At 64.2% G+C, this 18,005-nt stretch carries 12 protein-coding genes; 7 read left to right on the top strand and 5 right to left on the bottom strand.

The window, feature by feature from the left end; all coding sequences use genetic code 11:
- The first annotated feature begins 69 nt into the window (after positions 1-69).
- The 7 genes from LSO07_RS25435 (at position 70) to LSO07_RS25405 (ending at position 9,248) form a co-directional block, all read left to right on the top strand.
- Complete coding sequence (locus tag LSO07_RS25435; RefSeq protein ID WP_151096948.1) at positions 70-1,179, top strand: porin; 1,110 nt, start codon at positions 70-72, stop codon at positions 1,177-1,179.
- A gap of 70 nt (positions 1,180-1,249) precedes the next feature.
- A complete protein-coding gene (gene iolG, locus LSO07_RS25430; RefSeq protein WP_151096947.1) occupies positions 1,250-2,239 on the top strand; it encodes an inositol 2-dehydrogenase in 990 nt (329 codons plus the stop codon).
- Positions 2,240-2,251: 12 nt separating this feature from the next.
- Positions 2,252-4,198: a bifunctional 5-dehydro-2-deoxygluconokinase/5-dehydro-2-deoxyphosphogluconate aldolase gene (locus LSO07_RS25425; protein ID WP_151096946.1), complete on the top strand. Its 1,947-nt coding sequence runs from the start codon at positions 2,252-2,254 to the stop codon at positions 4,196-4,198.
- The gene (gene iolD, locus LSO07_RS25420) at positions 4,195-6,024 is read left to right on the top strand and encodes a 3D-(3,5/4)-trihydroxycyclohexane-1,2-dione acylhydrolase (decyclizing) (RefSeq protein ID WP_151096945.1); all 1,830 of its coding nucleotides are present in this window, start codon (positions 4,195-4,197) and stop codon (positions 6,022-6,024) included. Before LSO07_RS25425 ends, iolD begins: the two co-directional genes overlap by 4 nt.
- Positions 6,021-6,941 (top strand): myo-inosose-2 dehydratase, encoded by a 921-nt coding sequence (iolE, locus tag LSO07_RS25415; protein ID WP_151096944.1) that lies wholly within the window; start codon positions 6,021-6,023, stop codon positions 6,939-6,941. Before iolD ends, iolE begins: the two co-directional genes overlap by 4 nt.
- Positions 6,938-7,738, top strand: a complete 801-nt coding sequence (gene iolB, locus LSO07_RS25410; RefSeq protein ID WP_231772996.1) for a 5-deoxy-glucuronate isomerase — start codon at positions 6,938-6,940, stop codon at positions 7,736-7,738. Before iolE ends, iolB begins: the two co-directional genes overlap by 4 nt.
- A 10-nt stretch (positions 7,739-7,748) precedes the next feature.
- The gene (locus LSO07_RS25405) at positions 7,749-9,248 is read left to right on the top strand and encodes a CoA-acylating methylmalonate-semialdehyde dehydrogenase (protein ID WP_151096943.1); all 1,500 of its coding nucleotides are present in this window, start codon (positions 7,749-7,751) and stop codon (positions 9,246-9,248) included.
- Between the two features lie 30 nt (positions 9,249-9,278).
- Here the strand turns inward: LSO07_RS25405 and LSO07_RS25400 are convergent, their stop codons facing one another.
- The 5 genes from LSO07_RS25400 to LSO07_RS25380 form a co-directional block, all read right to left on the bottom strand.
- Positions 9,279-10,850 (bottom strand): histidine-type phosphatase, encoded by a 1,572-nt coding sequence (locus tag LSO07_RS25400; protein ID WP_151096942.1) that lies wholly within the window; start codon positions 10,848-10,850, stop codon positions 9,279-9,281.
- A 90-nt stretch (positions 10,851-10,940) separates the two neighbouring features.
- Positions 10,941-12,578, bottom strand: coding sequence for a histidine-type phosphatase (locus LSO07_RS25395; protein WP_151096941.1), 1,638 nt, complete (start codon positions 12,576-12,578; stop codon positions 10,941-10,943).
- Between the two features lie 76 nt (positions 12,579-12,654).
- On the bottom strand, positions 12,655-14,055 hold the full coding sequence (gene acpA, locus LSO07_RS25390; RefSeq protein WP_151096940.1) for an acid phosphatase: 1,401 nt from the start codon (positions 14,053-14,055) through the stop codon (positions 12,655-12,657).
- A gap of 230 nt (positions 14,056-14,285) precedes the next feature.
- Positions 14,286-15,272 (bottom strand): LacI family DNA-binding transcriptional regulator, encoded by a 987-nt coding sequence (locus LSO07_RS25385; protein WP_318526607.1) that lies wholly within the window; start codon positions 15,270-15,272, stop codon positions 14,286-14,288.
- Positions 15,273-15,454: 182 nt separating this feature from the next.
- Complete coding sequence (locus tag LSO07_RS25380; RefSeq protein WP_151096938.1) at positions 15,455-17,935, bottom strand: TonB-dependent siderophore receptor; 2,481 nt, start codon at positions 17,933-17,935, stop codon at positions 15,455-15,457.
- Between the last annotated feature and the right edge of the window lie 70 nt (positions 17,936-18,005).

Raw genomic sequence — 18,005 nt, 5'->3', positions numbered from 1 at the left:
CGCGCAGGAGCAACACACTGTTGAGCATCATGAGTAATCCACCACCATAAAAACAAGCAGGAGACAAGAATGAAAAACGGGATGAAAAACGAGATGAACACCATGCAGTTGAACAAGATCGCCGCCGCAGTATTGCTGCTGGCCGCCTCAGGCTGCGTCCTGGCCGAATCGAGCGTCGTCGTGTATGGTCGTATCCATGCGGGCTTCGACCGTATCGAAACGTCGAGTTCGGCCACGGCGCCGAATGGCGAGTCCGTGTCGCGTGTGTCGGACAATTCCTCGAAGATCGGTTTCCGGGGACGCGAAGATTTGGGCAGTGGCAACACGGCCTTCTTCCAGATCGAGGGCAACGCCAAGCTCGACGATGGCACGGGCGCCATCAATAGCAAGGATACCTTTGTCGGCCTGGAAAACCCCGCCTATGGCCGTATCGCGCTGGGCCGCTTCGCCACGCCGATCCGCCAGATCAACGGCTACACCAACCGTTTCGTGGGCGAAGGCATCCAGGACGACGCCAACATTTCCCAGCTTGGGGGCGAAGGCTTCAACCGCCGCAGTTCGAACGCCGTCAGCTATCGCACGCCCGTGGTGCAGGGATTCAGCGCCACGATCTACCGCGCCAGCGAAAACGAGGCGTCGAATGGCGACCGCATCTATTCGGGCATCGTTCAATACGTGAACGGTCCCGTCAAGGGAGCCGTCGGCTATGAAAAGCACAAGGATTTGCGTCCCGGTTTCAGCGAAAAAATGTTCCGCGCCGTGGGCAATTACAACTTCGGCGGCGGCGATGTGGGCGTGGCCTGGAACCGCCTGGTGTATGACGTGGCCGGCGGCGACTTGCAGCGGGACTATTTCACCATCACGGGTGCCTACAAGGCGGGCGGCGGTTCCTTCATCGGCCGGTTCGGTGTGGCTGGCGATGTGTCCGGCAGCGCGCCCAACGGCAGCAGCGTGACCATCAAGGCGACCACCCTGGTGCGCGGCGATGACAGCGGCGCCAAGCAGGCCACCCTGGGCTACGAGTATTACTTGTCCAAGCGCAGCACCGTGTACGCCTACTACACGCAAACGAATAATGACAAGAATGCCAACTACACATTTGGCGGCAATGCCTTCGCCGCCACCAAGAAGGGTGCCAAGCTCAGCGGCGTTATGCTGGGCGTCATTCACTTGTTTTAACCTTTTTTGCCTGAATTTGCACACGTGTGCATTTTCGGGCAACGTACTTCCGACTATCAAGGAGATGGAAATGATTCAAGTGGCATTGTTCGGCGCCGGCCGCATCGGCCGTATTCACGCTGGCAATCTGGTGCGCCAGCCCGGCGTGCGCCTGAAATACGTGGTCGACGTGCATGCGGGCGCGGCGGCGGAAGTGGCGGCCCTGCATGGCGCCAGCGTCGCCAGCGTGGAAGCCGTGCTGGCCGACCCCGAAGTCAAGGCCGTGCTGATCGCGTCGAGTACGGACACGCATGCGGACCTGATCGTGCGCGCGGCCGCCGCCGGCAAGGCCATCTTTTGCGAGAAACCCGTCGACCTGACGCTGGAACGCGCGCGCGCCGCCGCCGCCGCCGTCAAGGAAGCGGGCGTGCTGTGCATGATCGGCTTCCAGCGCCGCTACGATCCCACGTTCGCCGCCGTCAAGCAGCGCATCGCGGCGGGCGAGATCGGCACGCCGGAGTTGCTTATCGTTACCAGCCGCGATCCGGGCCCGCCACCCGTCAGCTACATCCAGGTGTCGGGCGGCATCTTCAAGGATATGCTGATCCACGATTTCGACATCTTCCGCTGGATACTCGATGACGAAGCCGTCAGCGTGCACGCGACGGGCAGCTGCCTGGTCGACCCGGCCATCGGCGCGGCGGGCGACCTCGATTGCACGGCCGTGACCATCCGCACGGCACAAGGCCGCTTGTGCCAGATCAACACCACGCGCCGCGCCGCCTATGGCTACGACCAGCGCTTCGAAGTGCTGGGCAGCGCCGGCATGCTGCAGGCAGGCAACCACAAACCGACGGAAGTGACGGCGTATGGTGCCGTCAACGTCAGCGTGGACCGTCCGGAAGATTTTTTCCTGGAACGCTACCGCGCCGCCTACGCCAGCGAGATGGCGCACTTTTTCGATGCCTTTGCCCATGGCGCGCCCCTGCGCACCACCGTCCACGACGGCTTGAAGGCCCTGGAACTGGCCGAAGCGGCCACCGTGTCGTGGCGCGAGCAGCGTATCGTGCAACTGTCATAAGGAAGCAATGCCATGAAGAATACGACTGAATTTGCCCAGGGCCGCGCGCTGGACGTGATCTGCCTGGGCCGCCTGGCGGTGGACCTGTACGCGCAGCAGATCGGCAGCACCCTGGAAGACGCGACCAGTTTCGCCAAATACCTGGGCGGCTCGTCGGCGAACATCGCCTTCGGCACGGCGCGCCTGGGCTTGAAGTCGGCCATGCTGTCGAAGGTGGGCGACGACCATATGGGCCGTTTCTTGACGGACACCTTGTCGCAGGAGGGTTGCGACGTCAGCCACGTCGGCATCGACCGCGAGCGCCTCACGGCCCTGGTGATGCTGGGCATCAAGGATAAAAACACGTTTCCCCTGATTTTTTACCGTGAAAATTGCGCCGACATGGCCATCGAGCCATCCGCCGTCGACGCCGCCTTTATCGCCTCCAGCAAGGCGCTATTGATCACCGGCACGCATTTTTCCACATCCGCCATGCACGCCGTCAGCACGCAGGCCCTGAAGTTGGCCCGTGCCAGCAACGTGCGCACCGTGCTCGACATCGATTACCGGCCCGTGCTGTGGGGCTTGTCGGGCAAGGCCGATGGCGAAACGCGTTTCGTCTCGAACGAAGGCGTGACCAGCCACTTGCAGGCGATCCTGCCGCAATTTGATTTGATCGTCGGCACGGAAGAGGAATTCATGATCGCCGGTGGCGGCGCGGACATCATGGCGTCCCTGCGCGCCGTGCGGGCCGTGAGCGGTGCCACCCTGGTCGTCAAGCGCGGGCCGCTGGGCTGCGCCGTCATCGAGGCGGGCATTCCTGCCAGCCTCGATGCGGCATTCAATTATCAGGGCGTGCGCGTGGACGTGCTGAACGTGCTGGGCGCGGGCGACGCTTTCCTTTCCGGTTTCCTGAAAGGCTGGCTGCGCGGCGAGGATTACGCGGCGTGCTGCCGCTATGCGAATGGCTGCGGCGCCTTGGTCGTGTCGCGCCATGGCTGCGCGCCGGCCATGCCGTCGCCCGTTGAGCTCGACTATTTCCTGGCCAACGCGGCCAAACTGAGCCGTCCCGACCAGGACGCCACGCTGGCGCGCTTGCACCGCACGACGGTGGCGCGCAAGGAGTGGAATGAGCTGTGCGTGTTTGCGTTTGATCACCGCACGCAATTCTTTGAGCTGGCCCAGCAGGGAGCCAGCGATGAAGCGCGGATTGCAAAGCTGAAGCAACTGTTCGTGCAAGCTGTGGGCCAGACGGAGTCGGCGCGTAGCTTGCAGGGCGGCACGGGTGTTCTGATCGATGACCGCTATGGCGCCGATGCGCTCAACGATGCGACGGGGCGCGGCTGGTGGATCGGCCGTCCCGTCGAGATGCCGGGCTCGAATCCGCTGCAGTTCGACTGGGGCCGCTCGCTCGCGTCGCGCCTGACGCAGTGGCCGAAGGAACATGTGATCAAGTGCCTGGTGCAGTTGCACCCCGACGATACGCCGGAAAACCGCCTGGAACAGGAAGCACAGATCAAGGGCTTGTACGACGCGGCGCAAATCACGGGCCATGAATTGCTGCTGGAAATTATTCCCGCCAAGTCGCTGCCGCAGCACGACGATACCGTGTATCGCGCCGTCAAGCGCCTGTACAACCTGGGCATCTATCCGGAATGGTGGAAGCTGGAAAGCATGTCGGCCAAGCAATGGCAAGCGATCGACGCCCTCGTGCATGAGCGCGATCCGTATTGCCGTGGCGTCGTCCTGCTGGGTTTGAACGCGCCGATTGCCGCCCTGGCCGACAGTTTTGAGCAAGCCAGTGCCAGCACGACGTGCCGCGGCTTCATGGTGGGCCGCACCATCTTCCAGGAACCGAGCCGCCGCTGGCTGGCGGGCGAACTCGACGACGCGGGCCTGATCGCCGCAGTGCGCGCCAACTTCGAGCAGCTCATCGCCCTGTGGCAGCGTACGCGCAATCGCCTGGAGCGTGCAGCATGAGCGCCACGATCAGATTGACCATGGCGCAGGCGCTGGTGCGCTATCTGGCCGCGTTGCGGGTGGAAGGGGGCGAACCCTTGTTCGGCGGCGCCTTCGCCATCTTTGGCCACGGCAACGTGGCGGGATTGGGCGAGGCGTTGTACCAGTACCGTGACAGTTTCCCGACTTATCGCGCCCACAACGAGCAGGCGATGGCGCACGCGGCCATCGCTTACGCAAAAGCGCACATGCGCCAGCGCATGATGGCGGTGACCAGTTCCATCGGTCCCGGCGCCACCAACTTGCTGACGGCCGCCGCCCTGGCGCACGTGAACCGCTTGCCGGTATTGCTGTTGCCTGGCGATGTGTTCGTCTCGCGCGCCCCGGATCCCGTGCTGCAGCAGCTGGAAGACGGCACGGATGGCAGCGTTTCCGTCAACGATGCGTTCAAACCTTTATCGCGTTATTTCGACCGCATCGTCTATCCGGAGCAATTGCTCACCGCCTTGCCGCGTGCCATCGCCGCCTTGACGGACCCGGCCGCCTGCGGCCCCGTCACTTTATCTTTGCCGCAAGACGTGCAGACCATGGCGTATGACTATCCTGCCAGCTTTTTCGAACCGAGAGTCGTGCGTTTCCGTGCCTTGCCGCCTGTCGAGCAGGAACTGGAAGAAGCGGTGTCGCTGTTGAAAAACGCCAAGCAGCCGCTGATCGTGGCTGGTGGCGGTGTGCTGTACGGCCAGGCCAGCGCCGCCTTGCAGGCGTTTGCCGAGCGCCATGGCATTCCCGTGGCGGAAACCCAGGCCGGTAAAAGTTCCCTGCCATGGGACCATCCGCTGCAGCTGGGCGCCATCGGCGTGACGGGCTCGCCTGCCGCGAACGCGCTGGCGGCGGATGCGGACGTGGTGCTGGCCATCGGTACGCGCCTGCAGGATTTCACCACCGGCTCGAATTCCCTGTTTGCGCAGGCGCAGCTGGTCAGCTTGAACGTCAACAGTTTTGACGTGCTGAAACGTCGTGGCCTGGGCTTGCAGGCGGACGCGACGCTGGGCTTGCAAGGCCTGTCGCGGCTGCTTGGCAGCTGGAACAGCGCTGGGCAATGGATGGACCGCGCGCAGCAGGCGGGCAACGCCTGGCGCGCGACGGTGGCCGCCATCACCGGCAAACGCGAGGTGGCCGGCTTGCCGTACGACGGCGAAGTCATCGGCGCCGTGCAGCGTTCCGCTCCCGATTCCACCAGCCGCGACATCGTCGTCTGCGCGGCGGGGACTCTGCCGGCCGAACTGCACAAACTGTGGCGAACGGAAACACCGGGTGGCTACCACATGGAATACGGCTACTCGTGCATGGGCTATGAAATCGCGGGCGGCCTCGGCGTCAAGATGGCCAAACCCGATGCCGAGGTGATCGTCATGGTCGGTGACGGCAGTTATCTGATGATGAATTCGGAAATCGCCACCTCCGTCATGCTCGACAAAAAACTCATCATCGTCGTGCTCGACAACCGGGGCTACGGCTGCATCAACCGATTGCAGCAGGCCTGCGGCAATGCCTCGTTCAACAATATGTTGCCCGACAGCGCCCCGCGTATCGACTTCGCCCTGCATGCGCGATCCTTGGGCGCGCTGTCCGAACACGTGGCCAACGTTGCCGAACTGGAACAGGCGATGCTGCGCGCCCGCGCCGCCGCGCGTACCTATCTGATCTGCATCGACACGGACGACACGCGCACGACGCAGGAGGGCGGCTGCTGGTGGGAAGTGGCCGTGCCCGAGGTTTCCACGCAAGCCGGCGTGCAAGCTGCGCGCGCCCGTTATGAACTCGACCGCCAAGGACAACAACAATGAACGCACCAACATGGAACGTGAAGATCGGCATCAACCCGATCTCGTGGATGAACGACGATTTGCCGTCGCTCGGGGGAGAAACCCCGCTGGAAACGGCCTTGAAGGAGGGCGCCGAGATCGGCTACGTGGGTTTTGAGCTGGGCAACAAGTTTCCCAAGGACGCCCCGTCCCTGAACGCCGTGCTGGGCAAATATGGTCTGGCCTGCGTGTCCGGCTGGTATTCGGGCCGCCTGGCCCATCGCTCCGTCGAAGAAGAGATCGCCTCCGTTGGCCCGCATCTGCGGCTGCTGGCCGACAGCGGCGCCACCGTCATGGTCTACGGCGAAGTGGCCGATGCCATCCAGGGCGAAGCCCGGCCTTTGTATAAGCGCCCGCGTTTCCAGTCGCAGCAGCAATGGCAGGACTACGCCGACAAGCTGACGGCGTTTGCGAAACACTTGCTCGACCACGGCGTGCGCCTGGCCTACCACCACCACATGGGCGCCTACGTGGAAACGCCGGCCGACGTGGACCAGTTGATGGCCTTGACGGGGCAGGAAGTGGGCTTGCTGTTCGACACGGGTCACATCACCTTTGCCGGCGGCGACGCGCTGGCGGTGCTTAACAAGCATATCGATCGCATCTGCCACGTGCATTGCAAGGACGTGCGCCCCAACGTGGTGAAACTGGCGAGAAATGGCCATTGGAGTTTTCTGCAAGCCGTCATCAATGGCGCCTTCAGCGTGCCCGGCGACGGCTGCATCGACTTTCCGGCCATCCTGACGCGGCTGTATCTGCACGGCTACGCGGGCTGGCTGGTGGTGGAGGCGGAGCAGGACCCGGCCGTCGCGCCCAGCTATCAGTATGCGAAGATGGGCCACGATTACCTGGCGCATCTGGTCGAGGCCATTCCCCGCCTGGGCAGGGAGGCGGCATGAGCCCGCTGCTGGTCAAAGCGGCCAAGACCGGCGGCAAGATCGTCGAGGTCACGCCCGCGTCGGCCGGCTGGACGCACGTGGGCTTCGCCGCGCATCGGTTGCAAGCAGGCGAGAGCCTCAGCCTGGACACGGGCCGCCGCGAACTGTGCATCGTCGTGCTGACGGGCATGGTGACGGTGCGGGCCGGTGAACAGATGTGGGAAGCCATCGGCAATCGCCAGAGCGTGTTTGACGATGTATCGCCGTATGCCGTGTATGTGCCGCTGGAAACCACGGTCGGCATCACGGCCGTGAGCAATGCGGAAGTGGCCCTGTGCAGCGCACCGGCCACGACCCAGCGTCCGGCACGCCTGATCGAGCCATTGTCAATGACGCGCTCCGTGCGCGGCAAGGGTGCCAACACGCGTTATGTGTGCGACATCCTGCCGCAGACGGCCGAGGCCGACGGCTTGCTGGTGGTGGAGGTGGTGACGCCATCCGGTCATTCGTCGAGCTATCCGCCGCATAAACACGACAGCGACAATGTGCCGCTGGAAAGTTCGCTCGAGGAAACCTATTACCACCGCCTGAACCCGGAGCAGGGCTTTGCCTTCCAGCGGGTCTACACGGACGACCGTTCCATCGACGAGGCCATGGCCGTGGAAAACCACGACGTGGTGATGGTGCCCAGGGGTTACCACCCCGTCACCGTGCCGTATGGCTACGATGGCTATTACCTGAACGTGATGGCCGGCCCGAAACGCGTGTGGCACTTTAAAAATGACCCGGCCCATGAGTGGCTGATGAATAGCAAATAAAGGAACTCCAATGACAACGCAACAGATTGGCCACTTTATCGGTGGCAACCCGATGGCTTCGCGCTCCGAGCGCATGAGCGACGTCTTCAATCCCGCTACGGGCGCCGTGACGGCGAAGGTGGCGCTGGCGACGCCTTCCGAATTGAACGCGGCCGTGGCCGCCGCCCACGCGGCCTTTCCCGCCTGGTCGCAGACCTCGCCCCTGCGCCGCGCCAGGGTCATGTTCAAGTTCAAGGAATTGCTGGAGCAAAACGCCGACAAGCTGGCCGCGCTGATCACAAGCGAGCACGGCAAGGTGTTCACGGATGCCAAAGGGGAAGTGACGCGTGGCATCGAAGTAGTGGAATTTGCCTGCGGCATCCCGCAAATGATGAAGGGGGAGTATTCGGAGCAGGTGGCCGGCGGCATCGACGCCTGGTCCATCCGCCAGGCGCTCGGCGTGTGCGTCGGAATCACGCCCTTCAATTTTCCCGTCATGGTGCCGATGTGGATGTTCCCGATGGCAATTGCCTGCGGCAATACCTTCGTCTTGAAGCCGTCGGAACGCGACCCATCGGCCAGCCTGCTGCTGGCGCAGCTGTTGACGGATGCGGGTTTGCCCGATGGCGTCTTCAACGTCGTGCAGGGAGACAAGGAAGCCGTGGATGGCTTGCTGCACCACCCGGACGTGCGCGCCGTCAGCTTCGTCGGTTCCACGCCGATCGCCGAATACATCTACGCCACCGGCTGCGCGCAGGGCAAGCGCGTGCAAGCCTTGGGCGGCGCGAAAAACCACATGGTCGTCATGCCAGACGCGGATATCCCGCAGACGGTGGACGCCCTGATGGGCGCGGCCTTCGGCTCGGCCGGCGAGCGCTGCATGGCCATTTCCGTCGTCGTGGCGGTGGGCAATGTGGCCGATCAATTGGTCGAAGCGCTGGTGCCGCGCATCGCGGCGTTAAAGATTACGCAAGGCATGGATCTGTCGGCCGAGATGGGACCGGTGGTGACGCAGGTGCACAAGGAGAAGATCGCCGGCTACATCGCCACGGGTGTCAAGGAAGGCGCCAAGCTGGTGGCCGATGGGCGCGGTTTCGTCTTGCCCGGCCATGAACAGGGATTTTTCCTCGGCGGCAGCCTGTTCGATCACGTCACGCCCGAGATGACGATCTACAAGGAAGAGATTTTCGGCCCCGTGTTGTGCATCGTGCGCGTGCCCGATTTCGCCAGCGCGCTGGACCTCGTCAATGCGCACGAATACGGCAACGGCACGGCGATCTACACGCGCGATGGGAATACGGCGCGCGAATACACGCACCGGGTGCAGGTGGGGATGGTGGGCGTCAACGTGCCGATCCCCGTGCCGATGGCTTTCCACAGCTTCGGCGGCTGGAAGCGCAGCCTGTTCGGCGACCACCACGCGCATGGTCCGGAATCCGTGCGGTTCTACACGAAGCAGAAGGCCGTGACGCAACGCTGGCCGGCATCGACGGCGGCCGGGGCGGAATTTGCCATGCCGACATTGAAGTAAGGTGCGATGGCGGCGCGCAGCATCAGCGCGTCAGCGCGCCGCCACGTGGCCGTAGCAGGTTTTCAGTTTCGCATAGTCGTAGAAGACGCTGCCGGGCGCGATGCGGGCACCGTCGCAGGCGGCCTGAAAGTCGGTTTCCTTTTCGTTGTACAGCAGGCGCACGATCAGCTGGCCTTCGCCGTTGCGGTACACATCCCACTGCATGTTGGCGGCCAGCGGCGAGACACTCTGGCCGCGCCACGGATTCGTCTCATAGCTGTAGCTGGCCGATGCCGGCAAGGGCGCCAGCACCTGCTTCAAGCCCATGGCCGAAGCGAGCGGAATGAGCATCTCGGCGTGCGTGAAGCGCAGCTTGGCCGCGTGGCGCAAGTCTCCCCTGGCCAGCGCATCGACTTCCTTGAAAAAATCCTCGCGCAAGGCCAGCGCGAAACGCCAGGTCACGCCGCTGCTTTCCGTGGTGGCCGGTCCCTTCTGGTAAAAATCCTCGTAGTCGGCGACATACGCGTAGTAGCGCGCATCTTCGACGGGCATGTAGCGGCTGAAATCGGCCGGCACTTCATGCCGCATGCCGGCGGCGATCGCATACAGCTCATACAGTTTCGTGGCGGCCGCATTCAGGCTGCGGATGACGGTCTTGCCGCTGCCCGTCATGGTGCGCGTGAGCTTGCCGTCCGCGCTGGTGAAGGTGTAGCTGCCCGTGTCCGCATAGCTGGTGCGGCCGCCTTCAAACTGGTCGAGGAAGGCGGGCGCAAACAGCCGTTCGAGCACGTGGCGCGCATGCGCGGCCGCTTCCGGCTGCCGTGCTGGTGCATCCATCAGCGCATGCAGCTGCTTGGTTCTTTCATAGTACTGGTAGGCCTGGCTGGCGGCATAGGTGGCGTAATGCGGGTTGGCCCGATCGGTGACAAGATCCGTCTGCGGCGCCAGCTTGTGCGCATACAGCAGGAAGCGGTTCACGCCATCGGGCTGCGCCACTGCCTTGCGTCCTTGCGGGTAAGGTGCCGGCGCGGGCGGCAGGTACAACAAGGGCGCCAGCGCGGGTGCGCGCTCGAGCAGCGATCGCGTGAAGAAGCGCGAACTGTCGCGCGCGCGGTCCACGCCCGAGTTGATGGTGACGAGCTGGCGCGGCGCCGTCGCCGCCTGCCCCACTTGCGCGAACAGGGCGGGCAGGCGCGCCAGCATGCGCGCGGCCAGCTGCCGGTGTTCGTCGATGCCCGTCTGCGACAGATTGCCATAGCCGGCTTGCTCGATGCCGGCCACGCCATAGCCGAGCAAGGCATTTGCCTTCATCAGGGCCAGGATGTCGGGACCCAGTTCGCGTCCCAGGGGCGTGAGCGCATCCTGGGCGGCGGCTTGCTGCCACATCGCATACAGGGCCGCATCGTTTTTCATGCTGGTGAGCCCCCGCGAGCCGTGGCGCGCCACCAGCTGCGTGAAGATGGGCTGGAAGCCATCCGGCGGCGCGGCATAGGTGGCCGGGTCCTGCTGCGGCGCATACGGCGTCTTGGTCTGGTAATAGCCTTCGACGGCCAGGGCGGGGCTGGCGCAGATGGCGAGTGCCAGGGCCAGCATCTTGCTGGTAGGGGTAAGTAGTGGGCGCATGGAAGTCCGTAGCTGAGTTTAATTTCCTACGTGCAAGCCTAGCACCAAACGTGAAACAGGCGGGCACGGATGCCCGCCTGCGTTCCCTGCTTACTGTCCCACGTGGCCGTAGCAGGTCTTCAGCTTCGCGTACACATAGAAATGGCTGCCGGCGGCAAAGCGGGCGCCATCGCAGGCGGCCTGGAAGTCCGTTTCCTTTTCGTTGTACAGCATCTTCACCAGCACATTGCCGCTGCCGTCGCGGTACACATCCCACTGCATGTTGGCGGCCATCGGCGCCACATACAGGCCGCGCCAGCTGCTGTTGTCATAGCTGTAGGTTTGCGCCGCCGGCAGCGTGCCGACGACGGTCTTCAGTCCCATGGCCGTGGCCAGCGGGATGATGGCTTCGGCGTGCGTGAAGCGCAGCTTGGCACCGTGCGACAGGTCGCCGCGCGCGATGGCGTCCACTTCCGTGAAGAAGTCTTCGCGCAGCGCGCGCACGTAGTTCCAGGTGACGTTGACGCTCTCCGTGGTGCCGGGACCCTTGTTGTAAAAATCCTGGTAGTCCTGCACGAAGGCCTGGTACTTGGCCGCGTCCGACGGCATGTACTGTACGAAATCGGCTTTGACCTCGTTCGTCATGCCGGCCATGATGGCGTACAGGTTGTACAGCACGGAAGCGGCATCGGCCAGGCCCTTGATGGTGGTCTCGCCGTCGCCCGTGACGGTGTTGGTGAACTTGCCGTCGTCGCTGGTGAAGCTGTAAGTACCCGTATTGGCGAAGCTGTAGGTGCCGTTGTCGATCTTGTCCACAAACGCCTTGGTAAACAGGCGTTCCAGCACTTCGCGACCCAGGGTGCGCGCCGTGGCATCCGTGTCGATGGCCGTGTATTTGGCCACGAAGTCGGGGCTTTTCAGGTAGGTCTGGTAGGCCTGGCTGTCCTGGTAGGTCTGGTAGTAGCGGTCGAGGGCATCGGTGACCAGGTCCGTCTTCGGCACCAGCTTGTGCGCATACAGCAGGAAGCGGTTGGTACCGGCCGGCTGCGCCACAGGCTTGCCGGCCGGGTAGCCGGCGGGAGCGGGCGGCAGGGTGATCAGCGGGGCGACGGCCGGCGCAGTGCTGGCCAGCGACTGCGCGAAATACGCGGCGCTGTCCTTGGCGCGGTCCACGCCGGAACTGACGGTGACGATCTGGCGCGGCGCGCTGGTAGCATTGCTACCCAGTTGCGTGAACAGGGCGGGCAGGCGCGCCAGCATGCGCACGGCCAGTTGCTTGTGTTCATTGATGCCCGTCTGCGACAGGTTGCCGTAGCCGGGCGCCGTGATGCCGTCCACGCCGTAGCCGAGCAGGGCGTTGGCCTTCATCAGTTTCAGGATATCGGCGCCCAGTTTTTGTCCCAGCGGCGTGAGCGCATCGTCGGCGGCGGCCCTTTGCCAGACGTTGTAGAAGGCGGCGTCGTACTTCATGCTCGACAGGCCGCGCGAGCCGTGGCGCGCCACCAGTTCGGTGAACACCGGCGCGTAGCCGGCTGGCGCGGCTTCGTAGGTGGCGGCTTCCTGTTGTGGCGTGTATGGCGTCTTGGTCTGGTAGTAGGTGGCGGGCGGTGGCGTCACCGGGGGCGTCACCGGCGGCGTTACCGGTGGCGTGACCGGTGGCGTGACAGGGGGCGGCGTATCATCGCCGCCGCCACAGGCGGCCAGGGCGAGCATCAGGAGGGACAGGGGAAGATGGCGTGCGTGCAGCATGGCGTTTCCTTCAGGTGTGGTTAGCCCGGGTGCTCCGCGCAGGACGGCGTACCCAGGGTAGACAGGCAGGGGGGAGTTACAGCTTGAGGGCCTTGGCCAGGCTGTTGGCACGCGCATCGCGCTCGCTCAATGGCGCCAGGCCGTGCCGTTCCTCGATGAACTTCAGGATCGACACGGTTTCATATTCGGTATGGTCGATATGCCCGCCTTCGCTGAAGGGCGAGATCACCAGTGCGGGGATGCGCGTGGCAGGGCCGAAGCGGTCGCCTTTCGGTGGCGAGACGTGGTCCCAGAAGCCGCCGTTTTCATCGGTGGTGACGATGACGACGGTGTCCTTCCATTGCGGGCCTTCCATGATGGCGCTGATGATGGCCACACCCTCGTCGTCGCCGGCCGCCACGCTCGATTTTTCCATCCCCGGGTGCATGTTCTTCTTGCCCATCGGCTTGTAGAACGAGACGGGCGGCAGCTTGCCGGCCTTGATGTCGGCGATCATGTCGGAGCGGTCCTTCAGGTGCGTGGCGCGCTGCTGCGGACTGTCGATGAAGCGTTTGAAGTAGGTGAACGGCTGGTGGTGGTACGAGAAATCCTCGGCCTTCTTGCCCGACTTGGTCGAGGCGACGGCGATGTCGTAGCCGTCGGCATAGTAGACCCAGGAAATGCCCTTGTCCGTCAGGCGGTCGCCGATGGTGGGCATGGTTTGCGGCGGCAGGAAGGTCTGTTTCTTGGTGGGGTCGAACAGCAGCGGGCCTTGCATGGTGTTGACGGCGTAGCCGTCCTGCGTCACCTCCGCTTCCTCGCCCTTCTTGTGCCCCGTGCCCCGCTCATCCTGGGCGACGATGGACTTGGGGGCGTTCGGGAACACGGGCGTGCAGGCGCAGGTCAGCCACATGTGGTTGAGGAAGGAGCCGCCGTAGGCGGACTGGAAGAAGCGGTCGGCCAAGGTGTAGCGCTGCGCCAGCGTCCACAGTTTGAGCTTGCTGCCGTCGAAATAGCCCATGGGCAGGGCGCCCGTATTGCCCTCGACGACGAAGCGGTCATTCTTGCCGTCGTTGATCTGGCGCTTGTGCGTCCAGAAGGCATGCACGGGACTGGCCGTCTTGTCGCCCAGCGAGACGCTCGGCTCCATGCGGAACGGCTGGTTGCCGATGTCGCCCTTGAAGCGCGGGTCCAGGCCGCCCTTGTCGAACGCCACGGCGGGCAGCAGGCGGTACGGCTTGCCATCGGGGCCTATCTGCGTGGTGGTGTCGGGCGCGTGGCCATTGGCGATGCCGTCGGCGCCGGGGAAGGTGCCGAACAGATGGTCGAAGCTGCGGTTTTCCATGTACACGACGACGATCTGGCCGATCTTCGCCAGCTTCGGATCGGCGGCGACCGTGGCGGCCATATCTTGCCGCGTGGCGGTGGGGGTGGTGCAGGCCGCCAGGCCGATGGCCCCGGCGCCGAACAGGGCGATTCTTAGAACGTGGTTCAACATAACAGTCTCCTGATACGCCTCCGCGGACGGGGCGCTTTTTTAATGGTGTGGCCAGAACTGGCCTGTTTGAAGAAATTGCACACGTGTGCAGCACGCGTGTGCAAACAGTAACCCGGATTTTTTTTGATGTCAACAAGTACAGGTGAGGGATGAAAAAATGTGGAAAACGGGGAACGGCGGGCCGTGGCGGGCGGGCAGACGGCGCGGCGCCATCTGCCGTGTTGCATCGCTTAGCGCGTCGTGCCGCGCCGCACCAGGGTGACGGGCACTTCCTTCAGGCGGCCCGGCATGGCAAATTTTTCCATGCGCTCGACCAGGCTCTTGACGGCGCGGCGCGCCAGTTCGCCCGCATCCTGGCGGATGGTGGTCAGCTGGTAGGCGTCCAGCGCCGCCATGGGAATGTCGTCGAAGCCGATCACCTGCAGTTGCGCGGGCACGTCGATTCCGTACTTGCTGCGCGCCGCATCGATGAAGCCGCAGGCGATCAGGTCGGTGGCGCAAAAGACGCCGTCGGGCAACTTGCTTGATGCGAGCAGGGCGTCGGCAGCTTCCTGGCCCGCCTGGTAGCCGATGGCGTCGGCCAGGTATTCGCCGGCCGTGCAGCGTTTCTTCGCCACGGCCGGCGCCAGGTGGTCGAGGAAGGCCTTGCCGCGCGCGATGCCGCTGAAACTGCTGGCGCGCGTGTTGACGAAGGCCAGCCGTTTGGCTCCGCTGTCGAGCAGAGTGCTGGCCGCCAGTTCGCCGCCATGACGATTGTCGCTGTTGACCACGTCCACGCCTTTCAGGTCGCGCGCGCGGTTGATCATGGCCACCGGCACTTGCCGCTGCAGGTATTCCGTGGCGACGGCGGACGGCGGCGAGCCGGACGTCATGATGACGCCGGAAATCTTGTAGCTGAGGAGGATGCGCAGCAATTCGCTGAGGCGCTCGGGGTCTTCCGCATTCATCAGCAGCGGCACCAGCGCATGTTCGCTCAGGCTGCGCGTGATTTCGCCGAGCAGGGCCACGCGGAACGGGTCCGTGAAGCCCGTGATGACGACGCCCACCAGGTTGCTTTGTCCCTGGTTCATGCTGCGCGCCAGGATGTTGACCTGGTAGCCCAGCGACTGCGCCGCTTCCATCACGCGGGCCCGCGTTTCGGGCGCCACGCTGGCGCCGGGCGTGAACGTGCGCGAGACGGCGGAGCGGGAGACGCCGGCCCGTTTGGCGACGTCCACCGAAGTGACCCAAGACTTGTCTTTTTGTTCCATTGACGGTGTAGATGAATGAGAGGCTGATGCACGATGCGGTGCGGCGCAATGCCGCGCCATCATCTTAGCCGAAAATCCCGGCCGCAGCGCGAACTGAATGCCAGTCCCGCGCCATGGCCAGCGTGCCGGTGCTCAGCTTCTCAAGCGTCTTACCACTTCGGCGTGTACTTCAGGGTGAACTGCACGTTGCGCGGGTCGCCATAGTAGTTGTTCGAACCGGTGGTGTTGTAGGACGGGATGATGTAGCGCTTGTCGAACACGTTGTTGACGTTGAGCGACAGGGCCACTTGCGGTGTGGCTTGCCAGCCCAGGCGCGCGTTCCAGATCGAGAAACCGGCAACCTTGAACGTGTATCCGGTATCGACCGTATGGCTTTGCAGGTTGGCGCCGGCGCCCACGCTGAATTTGTCCCAATCGCCAGGCAGGGTGTAGTTCGACCAAAGGCGCAGCATGTGCTTGGGCGTCCACGTCGAGAAGACCTGGCCCTTGTTGTCCGGATCGTCGAGGTAGGTCGTCGTCGTATAGGCGTAGCCGGCCGACAGTTGCAGGCCGCGCGCCACTTCGCCCGACATTTCCGCTTCCAGACCCTGGCTGCGCACCTTGCCCGAGGCGCGCGAGCAGTACCAGCCATCGCAGGCGAAACCGGCGGCGTAATCGGTGACGGCGCGGTCCTTGTGGTCATAGCGGAACACGGCCAGCGAGGTGTTGAGCTTGCCGTCCAGCAGTTCACCCTTGATGCCGCCTTCGTAGCTGCTGCCCGTGATCGGTTTGAGGGTCCGGCCTGCCACATCGTGGTTCGTCTGCGGCTGGAACACGTCCGCATAGCTGGCATAGGCCGACCATTGCGGCGTCAGTGCATAGATCAGGCCCACCGATGGCGTGAACTTTGCCGTGGCGCTGGTGGCGTCGCGGTAGCCGTCCGGCGTGGCATACAGGAAGTCGTACCAGTTGAAGCGCCCGCCCAGCAGGACCTTCAGATTGCTCGTCAGCTGGCCGTTCCAGGTGGCGTACAGGCCTTTCTGGCGCATGTCGTAGGTGCTGTAGCTGGTCACGCCCGCTGGGCGCGCGGCGATGGTGTCGAAGTCCTGCCACGGGCGATGGTGGTTGATATTGAAGATATCCGCACCTGTTTCCCACGCGCGCGCATAGCGGTCGGTCGACGTGAAGCTGGCATAGCTGGCGCCGACGACGACTTCCTGCGCGATGCCCAGGCCATTGAATTTGCCGCGCACGAAAGCGTCGATGCCGCGCTTGCGGTTGTCGAAATCGGTGGAAAAGTCGCCATAGCGCGCGCCGCTGCCATCGGGATTGATTTCAAAGGCCGTGCGCTGGTGCGTGGAGCTGGTGCTTTCATTCGTGCCCAGCGCCGAGGCTTTCAGGCTCCATTGCGTATTGAAATGGTGTTCCAGATCCAGGTAGACGGTGCTCTGCTCAACTTGGCTGCGGTTCCAGTCGGCGCCCGTGAAGGTAGAGCGCGGCAGTGGCAGTGCGCTGCCGTCCTTGTAGCGGGGCAGGCCGATGAAAGTGGGACGGCCGTGGGCCTTGACATGGCTGGCGGCAAGGCCCACGGTGGTGGCGGGCGCCAGGTCGTAGTCGAGCGCCGCGTACAGGGTGCGGTTCTTGCTCCACACTTGGTCGATGAAGGAGTGGCTATCGTCTTCATCGACGATGGCGCGTCCGCGCAGGGTGCCTTCCGCATTCAGGGGGGTGCTGATGTCGACCTGGGCGCCATAATGGTCCCAGGAACCGGCGCGGCCCGTCAGCGTGATCGCGCGCGTGGCCAGTGGACGCTTGCGCACCAGATTGACTGAACCACCGGGGCTGCCCGTGCCGACCAGCATGCTCGAGGCGCCGCGCAGCACTTCCAGGCGGTCGTAGATGACCATGTTTTCCTGGCCCCAGTTGCCCAGCGCATAGGTGTTGCGGTCGATCGGCACGCCGTCGTACTGCCATTGGTCGATCTGGAAGCCGCGCGCCGTGATCACCACGCCCGGCCCCACGCCATGCACGCCCACCACGCCCGTGACGTTATTGACGGCTTCGCGCAAGTCCGTGATGCCCTGGTCGTCCAGGCGCTGGCGCGTCAGCACGCTCACCGATTGGGGGATGTCCTTCATCGACTGCTCGCCCTTGCCGATGGTGATCTTGCGTGCCGTGTAGGAGCCGCTGCCTTCGGTGGTGGCGCCTTGTTCGGCCTGGCCGACGATGGTAATCGAGGGCATGGTGCGCTCGGCAGCCGAGGCGGAGGTAGCGGCCGCTGTGGGCGCGGTTGCCGGCGCGGCCACCAGCACATAGCCGGTCGGGGTCTTGCCGATGGCGTAGCCGCTGCCGCGCAGCAGCACGGCGAAACCGTCATCGATGGCATAGCTGCCCTGCAGTCCGGCGCTTTGCAAGCCTTGCACCTTGGCGGCGTCGATGACGATGGAGACGCCCGCCTGCTGCGCATAGCGGTTCAGGGCGCCGGCCAGCGGGCCGGCGGGGATGGCGTAGCTGGCGACAGCCGGCACGGCCTGGGCGACTGCCTGGGCGTGCAGGCCGGCGCCAGCGAGCAGCATGGCGGCCAGAGCCAGCGGGCGCAGACGCGTGCGCAGGGTGTTCGGGGAGGAAACGGCAACGACTTGAGCGTACATGTGACAGCCTTTTTTGAATGATCTCAGCTGCCTTGACGCACGAGATGCGCACAGTGGAACCGCGAACGCA

Source organism: Janthinobacterium sp. PLB04 (assembly GCF_021165895.1).
GTDB lineage: Bacteria > Pseudomonadota > Gammaproteobacteria > Burkholderiales > Burkholderiaceae_D > Janthinobacterium > Janthinobacterium lividum.
The sequence above is the reverse complement of the archived record's forward strand: the minus strand, read 5'-3'. Positions and strand labels throughout refer to the sequence as shown.